This window comes from Arcobacter roscoffensis (assembly GCF_024267655.1).
In the GTDB taxonomy this organism is placed as follows: domain Bacteria; phylum Campylobacterota; class Campylobacteria; order Campylobacterales; family Arcobacteraceae; genus Arcobacter_B; species Arcobacter_B roscoffensis.
In genome coordinates this window covers 1,169,503-1,185,200 of the sequence record NZ_CP100595.1, presented here as the reverse complement: position 1 = coordinate 1,185,200, position 15,698 = coordinate 1,169,503, and the positions used below count along the sequence as shown (strand labels likewise).

The 15,698-nt window shown below is 33.1% G+C and carries 1 protein-coding gene (running past one end of the window); it reads right to left on the bottom strand.

All coding sequences use genetic code 11. The annotated features are described in order from the left end of the window. Positions 1-15,698: the beginning of an LEPR-XLL domain-containing protein gene (locus tag NJU99_RS05765; protein WP_254577774.1), read on the bottom strand. 32,878 nt of this gene lie to the left of the window's left edge; the window shows 15,698 of its 48,576 coding nt (coding positions 1-15,698); it begins with the start codon at positions 15,696-15,698; its stop codon lies off the left edge, out of view.

Here is a 15,698-nt window from a genome sequence, read left to right as displayed (position 1 = left end):
ACAAATCCAATAGAACCTACATTTGCTTGTAATGATGTCCAAGATCTAGCTGTTCCTGACTGAACTTTTTCACTCATAATTGCAAGTGCAAAATCAGCTTCTTTTAACTCAAATCCAACACTTCCCATACCAGCAAATGCATTAACATTAAATGCAGCCATAGTTAACATTTCAACTTCTACATCTTGTGTTGTACCATTATCATAAACAGAAACTGTATCAGACTTTTTAGAGAAGTCTAATTGTGCATCTATTTGAACAAAGTCAAAGATATTTATTTCAATAGCACCTGAAACAAGTAGAGTTTGTCCAGACATACTTAAATCTAATGTTCCAATTTTCACACTACTTGAACTATTTGCATAATCAATAGCAACACCAGAACTTGCAGTGTTAATTGTCACATCCAAATCAGTAGCACTTAATGTCAAACCATCAACACCCTCAAATTTAACACTACTTGCATTAGCAATTAAAGATGTCCAGTTTCTATTTGTATTAACATCATTTAATAAAGCTAATCCAAAAGTTACATCTTTTAAATCAAAACCTATTCCATTTACACCAGCAAATGCAGTAATATTTGAACCACCAAATGCTAATACATCTACAGTTACATCAGAACCATCAGATAATTTCATTACTTTTTGAGATTTTTCGTAAGAGAAGCCACCTTCTAATGAAACAAAACCATCAATGTCTAAACTTAACTTACCAGAAATTGCAACACTTTGTGCAGTTGTAGTAAATGTATAACTTGAACTAGGTCCAGTAGCAACTTCTAATACAGTCTTACTAAAGTCAACTGTTGAATCATCAACACTACTTGCAATATTAAACTCAACATTAATATCACTAACACTCATATCAAAGGCATCAATATTTTCTTTAAATGTTGCTGTTGATACATTACCTTTTAAAGCTATCCATTCTCTTCCTGATGTTTTCTTTTCAGAAATAATTGCAAGAGCTAAGTTAAGACCTGTTGCCTCAATACCAATTGCTTCACTAGTGTTGTAATTCACACCAGCAAAAAGGTCCATATCACTTAATCCAAAGGTCATAACATTCGCATCAAATGAAGTTGTTTTTCCTGTTAGTGTAGTTTGAATACTTGATTTGCTAAATGCGAATCCACCATCAATATAAACAAAGTCAGCAATTTGTAAAGTTATATCACCAGCAACTGATAATTGAGAGCCTTTTTTACCATCTATATCAAACTCTACATATTGTGTAACACCACTATCATTTGTTCCTGTTGCAACATTGAAAGTATTTCCATCAGATTTCATATTAGCAAAATCTATTACAGTATCATCACTAGCTGCATTATTTAGTAAAATATCAGAACTATTAATTGAAGCAGTTAATCCATCAATTCCTTTTAAGACTGCACCACCACTACCTAATGCTGCTGTCCAAGTTCTGCTACTTGATTTATCTTTGAAGATTCCAACTGCTAAATTAACATCACTAAACTCTATACCAACATCATCTTCTTTAGTTTCAGTACCTTGATCATAACCCGCTAAAGCATCAACTCCATAAAGACCTAATGTTAATAATTCAGTATTAACAGATGTATTTTTAGATGTAGTTTTATTGTAAACATCTACTGTTTGGTTTGCTTGCTTACTTACTGCAAACCCTCCATCTACTTTTACTACTCCAAACAAGTCTATTGTCGCTTGTCCTGCTACCTCTAAGAAATCACCCTTACTTCCAGCTAAATTGAAATCTACATATTGTGTAACACTATTATCATCTGTTCCTACTGCTACACTTAAGTCTGTTCCTAACGTATCTGTATCACTTGTTAAATAGTTTACTACTGTTGAATCTGCTGCTTGTTTATTTACTAATACATTTGTCTTATCTACTGACATTGTAAGTCCAGGTACTCCTTGGAAACTTACACTCCCTACACTAGCTTGTACTGATGTCCAGCTTCTTGTACCAGATTTCTCTTTTATCATTGCTACTGCTAAATCTACATCTTGCAACAATAATCCTACATCATCTGTACTTGTATCTGTCCCTTGGTCATATCCTACTAGTGCATTTGCCCCTGTTAATCCTATTGTCATTAACTCTGTATCTACTGCACCTGTTTGCTCAACTCCATCTTTTGCTAAGTATACTGTTTGATTCGCAGACTTACTTACTGCAAACCCTCCATCTACTTTTACTACTCCAAACAAGTCTATTGTCGCTTGTCCTGCTACCTCTAAGAAATCACCTTTACTTCCATCTAAATTGAAATCTACATATTGTGTAACACTATTCTCATCTGTTCCTACTGCTACACTTAAGTCTGTTCCTACTGTATCTGTATCACTTGTTAAATAGTTTACTACTGTTGAATCTGCTGCTTGTTTATTTACTAATACATTTGTCTTATCTACTGACATTGTAAGTCCAGGTACTCCTTGGAAACTTACACTCCCTACACTAGCTTGTACTGATGTCCAGCTTCTTGTACCTGATTTCTCTTTTATCATTGCTACTGCTAAATCTACATCTTGCAGTAATAATCCTACATCATCTGTACTTGTATCTGTCCCTTGGTCATATCCTACTAGTGCATTTGCCCCTGTTAATCCTATCGTCATTAACTCTGTATCTACTGCACCTGTTTGCTCAACTCCATCTTTTGCTAAGTATACTGTTTGATTCGCAGACTTACTTACTGCAAACCCTCCATCTACTTTTACTACTCCAAACAAGTCTATTGTCGCTTGTCCTGCTACCTCTAGGAAATCACCCTTACTTCCAGCCATATTAAAGTCAATTGATTTATTATCACTTCCAGTTAAAACAGAAAGCTCAGTTCCTGTCGTATCATTTTCATCAACTTTATAATCAATAACTGTTTTATTAGCAGATTCTTTATTTACAGAAATATTTAAGTTAGATACACTCATACCTAAGCCTGAAATCCCACCAAATGAAACAGATCCAACTGTTGCATTTGCAGTAATCCATTTTTGAGTACTTGCAACAGTTTTATCACTTAATATAGCCATTGCAAAATCAACATCACTTAAAATAAGTCCAACATCATCTGTTTTATCTTCTGTATCTTGGTCATATCCTACTAATCCATTAGCATCACTAATACCAAAAGTAAGCATATCAGTATTTACTGTAGTGTTATCAGATAAAAGAACATCAGATTTAGTGTACTTTTCTAGAGCAAAGCCACCATCAAGTTTTACTGCACCAAATACATCAATTTCTAAATTACCAGCAACTTTTAAGTACTCTCCTACACTTCCATCCATATCTAAAGTAAAGTATTTACCTGTTCCTGATAATACTTTGAAATCATCATCTGTTGTTGCAGATACCTCATTCATCGCTTTATAATCAACTACTATTGCACTTGCCTCTTTCCCTGCAATTACTGTTGTTGACCCTGCTTGACTTACTTCTATACTTGCTTCACTTGTCTTAGCTTCTACATTTGCTACTATTGTCTCTACATCTGTCCCTGCTAAACTTCCTTCAAAGCTTAATACTAATTCTGTTCCATTAAAGTTACTTACTTTTATATCACTTGTTAACTCTGTATCTATAATAGCTTGTATCTCTGTTATTGTTGCACTTGATAATATCGCACTTGTTGTTTGTCCATTATATGTTAATGTATAACTATATTCTGTCTCTGAGTTAAATACTAACTTTTGCTCTTCTGCTGTATCACTATACCCTTCTACTTCATAGTACAATTTTGTACTTGCTAGGTTTAGATTACTATCATCTGTATAGAACTTATCACTTACATCTGTCTTCTCTAATGTTCCTATCGCTTTTATTAGGAAATTTATTTGTGTCTCATTTGAATTTGCTGCATCATACTCTACTTGTACATTTCCTGCACCCATCGTACTTGTTGCTTCTAATGCTGTTTGAATATTACTTGCTAACACACTCATATCTGTTGAATATGCTACTGTTTGCTTACTATCTCCTTCAAACCATATATCAAATGTCCCACTCGCGCTTGTAGCATCTGGATTTGTTTTTATTGATAAAAGTGCTAAATCTACTCCTGATAATGTACCTGCAAATGTAACTTCATATGTATCTTCTTTACCTGATACTGAATCTACTACAGAAACAGTTGCTCCACTTATTGAAGAAATCGCATTTGTTAATGCTGTTTGAATTTCATTTGCTGTTGCATTAAAGTCTAATGCACTTGTAGTATATGTATTTCCATTATAATCTAAAGATAAAGTATAGTTTCCAGTTGCTGTTGTTGAAACTTTAAACTCTTGTGTTTCACTAAGAGCTCCTGTTCCTTCTTTATATGTAGAAACAGAAATTGCTTTCATATTAGAATCTGGTGTTGCATTTAATTCTGTAATATTACTATTTGCTTTTGTTCCTTGGAAGGTAATATAATACTTATGACTTCCACTTGAACTTGAATCAAACTTAACTTTATAGTCTGCTGTTGTTCCACCATATAGTGTTACTAATGCTTTTTGTATATTTGTTTGATTTGTTAAAGTTTGACTTCCTACAAATTTAACACTAACTGAACTTACACCATTTGATAATGTATATGTCCCTGCATCATATGGGTCATGGAAAGTTATTGTTTGAATTTCATTTGTTCCACTTGAAGTATTTGTTATTGTAGATATTTCTGTGTCTATTGGCGCAGTAACAACTCTAGGAGTATCGATTGTTAATCTTGTTATCTCATCTACTCCCGCTTTCGCCTCTTCTATCGTCGATATACTTACACTTGCACTTGGTGCTGTTGTTGAAACTGTAAACCCTTCTACATTTACACCTTCTAGTGCTCCTACAAACTCTACTTTATATCCATTTACTTTATCGCCACTTACTTCTACATTTACGGCGTCTGTTCCTGCTAAACTTACAAATGCTGCTTTTAATTCTGCTAATAATGTCTCATTTGTTTCACTTCCATCTATATTTAGTATTTCATTTGAGCCATCTTTTGTTATTACTACATCACCTCTTATATCTTCTGTGATGCTTACTTTTAAAATTGTATTCTCTTTTATTGTCTCATCTGGTATCTCATCTACTTTGATACCTTGATTTACATATACTTCTAAGTCACTAGCTTCTATTACTAATCCATCTACTCCGATTAGTCCTGCACTTGATGCTGTCGCTTGTAATGATGTGAACTTTCTTGTATTATCTTTCTTATCACTCATTAAAGCTAATCCGAAGTCCATATCTCCTAAGCTTAATCCTACTGCATCTGCTTGTTTATAATTTAATCCTGCGAATGCACTTACATTCTCTCCACCTAATCCTAGGTAATCTACTTTTATACTTTCACCTGAGTTTAGTGTTACTTCTCTTACTGATTTCTCAAATCCGAAGTTTCCTTCTAATCCAATAAAGTTAAATAGGTTTAATTCTAGGTGTCCTGATGCTTCTAGTAGTTCTCCTCTACTTCCATCCATATCTAATGTTACTGTTTGGTTTGTTCCTACTAGTACATCAAAGGCATCACCATTATCTTCCATTGTTTTATAGTCTACTACTTTATTTGTATTTGACGCTTGGTTGATATTTAATGCTAAGTCTGTTGCGCTTACTGTTAAGTCTTCTATTCCTACGAAGCTTACATTATTTGTTGTTGCTTGTAGGGATGTGAAACTTTCATTTTTATTTGATTTATTATTGATTATTGCTAAGGCAAAGTTTACACCTGCTGCGCTTAGTCCTAGGGCTTCATCACTTCCTCCATTCATTCCTATGAATGCGTTTGCTCCTAATGCTCCTAGTGTTAATACATCTACTTCTTCTATTGTTGTTGTATTTGTACTATCATCTTTATCTACTGTTTTTATATCATAGTCTGTATATTTCTTTAATGCAAACTCTCCATTTACACTAAAGAAGTTAAAGATGTTTATATCCATAGCTCCACTAATTTGTGTTAACTCTTTTTGGCTTCCATCCATTGTTAAGTTAAAGCTTGTGTCTGTTCCTGTTGCTACTTCTAGATTATTTATTGCATAATCTACATATCTTGCATCTGACCCTGTTTCACTACTTCTATTTATTTGTACATCTAGGTTACTTGCGCTTAGGCTTAATCCATCTATCCCTACAAATCCAGCTGTCCCTACTGTTGCTTGTAATGATATCCATTGAGAATTACTTCCTACTGTTTTATCATTTAATATTGCTAATGCAAAGTTTGTATTTGTGGCTTGGATCCCTATTGCATCACTGCTTCCTCCATTTACTCCAACAAACGCATCTACTGAATCTGCTCCTATTGTTAGTAAATCTACATTTACATTCTCTCCACTATCTAGGCTTACTGTATCTGTTGTCTTCTCTAATGCAAAGTTACCGCTTGTACTAAAGAAATTATATACATTTACATCGAAGTGTCCACTTACTTTTAAGTACTCTCCTACACTTCCATCCATATCTAAAGTAAAGTATTTACCTGTTCCTGATAATACTTTGAAATCATCATCTGTTGTTGCAGATACCTCATTCATCGCTTTATAATCAACTACTATTGCACTTGCCTCTTTCCCTGCAATTACTGTTGTTGACCCTGCTTGACTTACTTCTATACTTGCTTCACTTGTCTTAGCTTCTACATTTGCTACTATTGTCTCTACATCTGTCCCTGCTAAACTTCCTTCAAAGCTTAATACTAATTCTGTTCCATTAAAGTTACTTACTTTTATATCACTTGTTAACTCTGTATCTATAATAGCTTGTATCTCTGTTATTGTTGCACTTGATAATATCGCACTTGTTGTTTGTCCATTATATGTTAATGTATAACTATATTCTGTCTCTGAGTTAAATACTAACTTTTGCTCTTCTGCTGTATCACTATACCCTTCTACTTCATAGTACAATTTTGTACTTGCTAGGTTTAGATTACTATCATCTGTATAGAACTTATCACTTACATCTGTCTTCTCTAATGTTCCTATCGCTTTTATTAGGAAATTTATTTGTGTCTCATTTGAATTTGCTGCATCATACTCTACTTGTACATTTCCTGCACCCATCGTACTTGTTGCTTCTAATGCTGTTTGAATATTACTTGCTAACACACTCATATCTGTTGAATATGCTACTGTTTGCTTACTATCTCCTTCAAACCATATATCAAATGTCCCACTCGCGCTTGTAGCATCTGGATTTGTTTTAACTTTTAATGTCTCTACATCTATACCACTTAGACTTCCACCAAATACAACATCAAATCCATTTGCAGTATTTCCTGTTACACTTATACTTGTATCTGCTAATGTTACTGCATTATTTAATGCTGTTTGAATTGCTGTTGCATCTGCTGTAAAATTAAGTTCACTTGTTGTGTATGTATTTCCATTGTATGCAAATGATAAATTATATGTTCCTGTTGCTGTTGTTGATATTTTAAAGTTTTGAGTTTCATTTACTTGTGCTACACCATTATCTGTTGTAGCTATTTTCATAGATAAACCTCTCCATGAAACTTTATATGATGGAACATCTTTATGTCCTAAATCATTTGTAAACTTAACATTATATTGATGACTACCATCTGCTAATACTTCTTGTGTAACTATAATATCATCACTTGAAACACCTGTTGCTAAATCATTATATAAACTTAAGAAAGCATTTTTTATTCTTGTTTTATTTGTTTCTACACTATTTTTATCATAAGTTATTGTCTCTGATGTTTTAGAGTTAGATGTAATTTTATATGTACCAGTTGAAGATGTAGGAGATTTAAAAATAATATGTTTTACTTCATCCATTCCAGAAACTGCTGTAGCTGTTGTTGTCACACTTACATTTACTGGCGCAGTAACAACTCTAGGAGTATCGATTGTTAATCTTGTTATCTCATCTACTCCCGCTTTCGCCTCTTCTATCGTCGATATACTTACACTTGCACTTGGTGCTGTTGTTGAAACTGTAAACCCTTCTACATTTACACCTTCTAGTGCTCCTACAAACTCTACTTTATATCCATTTACTTTATCGCCACTTACTTCTACATTTACGGCGTCTGTTCCTGCTAAACTTACAAATGCTGCTTTTAATTCTGCTAATAATGTCTCATTTGTTTCACTTCCATCTATATTTAGTATTTCATTTGAGCCATCTTTTGTTATTACTACATCACCTCTTATATCTTCTGTGATGCTTACTTTTAAAATTGTATTCTCTTTTATTGTCTCATCTGGTATCTCATCTACTTTGATACCTTGATTTACATATACTTCTAAGTCACTAGCTTCTATTACTAATCCATCTACTCCGATTAGTCCTGCACTTGATGCTGTCGCTTGTAATGATGTGAACTTTCTTGTATTATCTTTCTTATCACTCATTAAAGCTAATCCGAAGTCCATATCTCCTAAGCTTAATCCTACTGCATCTGCTTGTTTATAATTTAATCCTGCGAATGCACTTACATTCTCTCCACCTAATCCTAGGTAATCTACTTTTATACTTTCACCTGAGTTTAGTGTTACTTCTCTTACTGATTTCTCAAATCCGAAGTTTCCTTCTAATCCAATAAAGTTAAATAGGTTTAATTCTAGGTGTCCTGATGCTTCTAGTAGTTCTCCTCTACTTCCATCCATATCTAATGTTACTGTTTGGTTTGTTCCTACTAGTACATCAAAGGCATCACCATTATCTTCCATTGTTTTATAGTCTACTACTTTATTTGTATTTGACGCTTGGTTGATATTTAATGCTAAGTCTGTTGCGCTTACTGTTAAGTCTTCTATTCCTACGAAGCTTACATTATTTGTTGTTGCTTGTAGGGATGTGAAACTTTCATTTTTATTTGATTTATTATTGATTATTGCTAAGGCAAAGTTTACACCTGCTGCGCTTAGTCCTAGGGCTTCATCACTTCCTCCATTCATTCCTATGAATGCGTTTGCTCCTAATGCTCCTAGTGTTAATACATCTACTTCTTCTATTGTTGTTGTATTTGTACTATCATCTTTATCTACTGTTTTTATATCATAGTCTGTATATTTCTTTAATGCAAACTCTCCATTTACACTAAAGAAGTTAAAGATGTTTATATCCATAGCTCCACTAATTTGTGTTAACTCTTTTTGGCTTCCATCCATTGTTAAGTTAAAGCTTGTGTCTGTTCCTGTTGCTACTTCTAGATTATTTATTGCATAATCTACATATCTTGCATCTGACCCTGTTTCACTACTTCTATTTATTTGTACATCTAGGTTACTTGCGCTTAGGCTTAATCCATCTATCCCTACAAATCCAGCTGTCCCTACTGTTGCTTGTAATGATATCCATTGAGAATTACTTCCTACTGTTTTATCATTTAATATTGCTAATGCAAAGTTTGTATTTGTGGCTTGGATCCCTATTGCATCACTGCTTCCTCCATTTACTCCAACAAACGCATCTACTGAATCTGCTCCTATTGTTAGTAAATCTACATTTACATTCTCTCCACTATCTAGGCTTACTGTATCTGTTGTCTTCTCTAATGCAAAGTTACCGCTTGTACTAAAGAAATTATATACATTTACATCGAAGTGTCCACTTACTTTTAAGTACTCTCCTACACTTCCATCCATATCTAAAGTAAAGTATTTACCTGTTCCTGATAATACTTTGAAATCATCATCTGTTGTTGCAGATACCTCATTCATCGCTTTATAATCAACTACTATTGCACTTGCCTCTTTCCCTGCAATTACTGTTGTTGACCCTGCTTGACTTACTTCTATACTTGCTTCACTTGTCTTAGCTTCTACATTTGCTACTATTGTCTCTACATCTGTCCCTGCTAAACTTCCTTCAAAGCTTAATACTAATTCTGTTCCATTAAAGTTACTTACTTTTATATCACTTGTTAACTCTGTATCTATAATAGCTTGTATCTCTGTTATTGTTGCACTTGATAATATCGCACTTGTTGTTTGTCCATTATATGTTAATGTATAACTATATTCTGTCTCTGAGTTAAATACTAACTTTTGCTCTTCTGCTGTATCACTATACCCTTCTACTTCATAGTACAATTTTGTACTTGCTAGGTTTAGATTACTATCATCTGTATAGAACTTATCACTTACATCTGTCTTCTCTAATGTTCCTATCGCTTTTATTAGGAAATTTATTTGTGTCTCATTTGAATTTGCTGCATCATACTCTACTTGTACATTTCCTGCACCCATCGTACTTGTTGCTTCTAATGCTGTTTGAATATTACTTGCTAACACACTCATATCTGTTGAATATGCTACTGTTTGCTTACTATCTCCTTCAAACCATATATCAAATGTCCCACTCGCGCTTGTAGCATCTGGATTTGTTTTTATTGATAAAAGTGCTAAATCTACTCCTGATAATGTACCTGCAAATGTAACTTCATATGTATCTTCTTTACCTGATACTGAATCTACTACAGAAACAGTTGCTCCACTTATTGAAGAAATCGCATTTGTTAATGCTGTTTGAATTTCATTTGCTGTTGCATTAAAGTCTAATGCACTTGTAGTATATGTATTTCCATTATAATCTAAAGATAAAGTATAGTTTCCAGTTGCTGTTGTTGAAACTTTAAACTCTTGTGTTTCACTAAGAGCTCCTGTTCCTTCTTTATATGTAGAAACAGAAATTGCTTTCATATTAGAATCTGGTGTTGCATTTAATTCTGTAATATTACTATTTGCTTTTGTTCCTTGGAAGGTAATATAATACTTATGACTTCCACTTGAACTTGAATCAAACTTAACTTTATAGTCTGCTGTTGTTCCACCATATAGTGTTACTAATGCTTTTTGTATATTTGTTTGATTTGTTAAAGTTTGACTTCCTACAAATTTAACACTAACTGAACTTACACCATTTGATAATGTATATGTCCCTGCATCATATGGGTCATGGAAAGTTATTGTTTGAATTTCATTTGTTCCACTTGAAGTATTTGTTATTGTAGATATTTCTGTGTCTATTGGCGCAGTAACAACTCTAGGAGTATCGATTGTTAATCTTGTTATCTCATCTACTCCCGCTTTCGCCTCTTCTATCGTCGATATACTTACACTTGCACTTGGTGCTGTTGTTGAAACTGTAAACCCTTCTACATTTACACCTTCTAGTGCTCCTACAAACTCTACTTTATATCCATTTACTTTATCGCCACTTACTTCTACATTTACGGCGTCTGTTCCTGCTAAACTTACAAATGCTGCTTTTAATTCTGCTAATAATGTCTCATTTGTTTCACTTCCATCTATATTTAGTATTTCATTTGAGCCATCTTTTGTTATTACTACATCACCTCTTATATCTTCTGTGATGCTTACTTTTAAAATTGTATTCTCTTTTATTGTCTCATCTGGTATCTCATCTACTTTGATACCTTGATTTACATATACTTCTAAGTCACTAGCTTCTATTACTAATCCATCTACTCCGATTAGTCCTGCACTTGATGCTGTCGCTTGTAATGATGTGAACTTTCTTGTATTATCTTTCTTATCACTCATTAAAGCTAATCCGAAGTCCATATCTCCTAAGCTTAATCCTACTGCATCTGCTTGTTTATAATTTAATCCTGCGAATGCACTTACATTCTCTCCACCTAATCCTAGGTAATCTACTTTTATACTTTCACCTGAGTTTAGGGTTACTTCTCTTACTGATTTCTCAAATCCGAAGTTTCCTTCTAATCCTATAAAGTTAAATAGGTTTAATTCTAGGTGTCCTGATGCTTCTAGTAATTCTCCTCTACTTCCATCCATATCTAATGTTACTGTTTGGTTTGTTCCTACTAGTACATCAAAGGCATCACCATTATCTTCCATTGTTTTATAGTCTACTACTTTATTTGTATTTGACGCTTGGTTGATATTTAATGCTAAGTCTGTTGCGCTTACTGTTAAGTCTTCTATTCCTACGAAGCTTACATTATTTGTTGTTGCTTGTAGGGATGTGAAACTTTCATTTTTATTTGATTTATTATTGATTATTGCTAAGGCAAAGTTTACACCTGCTGCGCTTAGTCCTAGGGCTTCATCACTTCCTCCATTCATTCCTATGAATGCGTTTGCTCCTAATGCTCCTAGTGTTAATACATCTACTTCTTCTATTGTTGTTGTATTTGTACTATCATCTTTATCTACTGTTTTTATATCATAGTCTGTATATTTCTTTAATGCAAACTCTCCATTTACACTAAAGAAGTTAAAGATGTTTATATCCATAGCTCCACTAATTTGTGTTAACTCTTTTTGGCTTCCATCCATTGTTAAGTTAAAGCTTGTGTCTGTTCCTGTTGCTACTTCTAGATTATTTATTGCATAATCTACATATCTTGCATCTGACCCTGTTTCACTACTTCTATTTATTTGTACATCTAGGTTACTTGCGCTTAGGCTTAATCCATCTATCCCTACAAATCCAGCTGTCCCTACTGTTGCTTGTAATGATATCCATTGAGAATTACTTCCTACTGTTTTATCATTTAATATTGCTAATGCAAAGTTTGTATTTGTGGCTTGGATCCCTATTGCATCACTGCTTCCTCCATTTACTCCAACAAACGCATCTACTGAATCTGCTCCTATTGTTAGTAAATCTACATTTACATTCTCTCCACTATCTAGGCTTACTGTATCTGTTGTCTTCTCTAATGCAAAGTTACCGCTTGTACTAAAGAAATTATATACATTTACATCGAAGTGTCCACTTACTTTTAAGTACTCTCCTACACTTCCGTCCATATCTAAGGTAATTGAAGTTGAAGAACTTGTATCAACTGCAAAACTCATAGAACTAAAATCAACTAAAGTACCATCAGAAGAAGCTTGATTTATCAATATATTTAAATCACTTCCTTTTAATACTAAATCATCTACTCCAACTAAACCTGCGTTTTGTGCAGTTGCTTGAAGGGCTAACCATTTTCTTTTATTAGCTGTTTTTTCACTCATTACACTAAGAGCAAAAGAAACACCACTTAAAGATAACCCAACCTCATCAGTTTTTCCATAATTTAATCCAGCAAATGCAGTTAAATTATTTGCACCAACAGTAAGTAAATCAACATCAACTAATGATTCATCACTTAGTACTACATCATCTAGTGTAGATTTTTCAATAGCAAAGCCACCGTCAATAACTAAAAAATCATATAAATTAAATGTTATATCAGCACTTAATTCTATAATTTCAGCTTGCATATCAAACTCTATACTGTTTCCATTTTGGAAATCTACACTATATGATGTTTTTGAATAATCAACAAACTCAGCATTTGAAGAAGTATTTATATTTACTAAAATATCTCTTGCATCAATTGTTACATCATCAATTCCCACAAAAGAAGCTCCAGTTGCTTTAGCTTTAAACGATGTCCATTTATCACTTGCGACACTCTTGCTTGCCATAATTGAGTAGGCAAAAGAAACACCTTCTAAGTCTAAACCAACTTTATTTGAGCTTTGAGCATCTAAACCAGCAAATGCATCTACACCATTCATGGCTAAAGTCAAATTATCAACACTTACAACACTATCGTCTGTTAAAGTTACACTTGTAGTTGATTTACTAAAATAAACACTTCCTTCAAAGATGAAGAAATCACTTATGTTTATAATCATATCTCCTGAAACTCTTAAAAGTTCACCTTCACTTGCATCCATTGTTAAAGATAAAGAGTCTGTACCTACTTGTATTGTTAATGGATTTAATTTAAAATCAATTAATGTACCATCAATAGCACTTCTATTTATTTCTAAAAGTGTAGATGTAGCTTCGATTGTTAGTTTATCACTTCCTACAAATGAAATACTATTTGTACTAGCTTGTAATGCAGTCCACTTTCTTGCATTGTTTTTTGTATCAACAGCAAATACTAAAGCAAGGTCTAAATTAGAAAGTTCAAAACCTACTTTATCACTTGAGTTTGCATTTAGTCCTGCAAATGCTGTAACATTTGTCATACCTAAAGTTAATAATTCTACTGAAGTATTTGTACTATCAGATAAAGTTACAGTATCGTTTGATTGAGTAAAAGAGAAATTTCCAGAAGCTGTTAAAAAGTCAAATACATTTAATGAACCATTAGTAATATTTGTAGCCTTGTGTAAAGACTCAACATTGAAAGTAAAAGTTGATGCGCCAACACTAATAGTTTCATTTAAATAATCTGTAGCCGTTTCATTGTAATCAAATGAAACATTTTCAGCACTTAAAACGATATCACTACCTAAAGATACATCTAAAGCACCATTTGCTTGTAAAACTACACCTTCATCAGTTACCATTAAACCTAAATTTGCACTACTTACACCAACATAAAAATCACCTGCACTCATATAAGCTGTTGCATTAGATGATATTGCATTAAATACATTATTTGTAGTATCACTTACAAAAGCAAAGTCACCTTTTAAAACTATATTATCACTAAATGTTACATCTAAACCTGTAATACCTATCTCTTTTAGAGTTGTAGAAGATGCGATATTATCAAAAGTATAAGATGAAGTTCCAATAGTTAGTGTCTCATCCGTATATTCTGTACCTGTTTGATTTAATTTTACAGATACACTTTGTGCAGTAGGTAAATCAAAATCAAAACCATCTAATACAATATCACCACTTGCTTCTAAAGCAACTTTTTTATTACTATCAACAATGATTCCTAAATCTGCATTTTCAACCCCAACAAAAATATCAGAGGCATTCATAGTAACTGATACACCCGAACCAATAATTTCAATAGTATTAGTGTTTTTTTCAATAGCAAAATTACCACTTGCAGCAAACCCTGAAACTTGAATATCTATGTCATTTAGTTCAATACTATTTTGTGCTGATACTAAATAATCAGCATTTAAAACTTTTCCTATTTCATCATATTGAGGAACAGTATCTAATACAAAGTTGAAATCATCTCCAGATACCAACTCTTTCGTGATAAGTTTTACTTCTGTACTTGTTTGTTCAATATCAAAGTAGTAATCAGAATTAAATCCGTAAAGACCTGTAATATCTGTAAATGCACCTGTAATATTTGAACCTGTAATAATAGTAAATTCATCCCCTACATTTGCAGCAAAATCATCCCACATAGTAATTTCTAAAGTACCATCAAGCTCAATATTTCCAGAAGCATTTAATTGGTCATATTCAGGATTATTTGTATCAGAGTTATCAAGTCCACCAATTTCTATTTGAAGGGTACCGCTACTATCTTGTGTATAATCACCAGTAATATTTTGGATACCTGGAGAGTAACCAGGAGCTACAATGTTATAGTTTACAACATCAGCCTCGATAGTACCACTTCCCCCTAGGATTTCATCATCAATTAGTAATTCAGATATATTATTAAAGTCTATAAGTTTTGCATCAAGTAAGAAAGAGTTATCTTCAGTTGTTAAATCTTTTACAACTGTTTCTTTTTCATTTAAAGTATCATCAAGGATTATTGTTTGTGTTTCTTGGTATTTATTTTCATTATCATTTAAAATAACTGCAGCAGAACCTGCACCAAGTAAAGGATCAGCAGATAATAGTGTCCTTTGCTCTAAAGGTTCTATTTCAAATAAACTATTTCCTTCTTTGAATAGTTTTTTTTGTTTTTTAGCCTGTAGTTTCTCTTGATGTCTTTGGTATCTTCTATGTAAATTATTTAATCCACTTGGTCTTTTCAT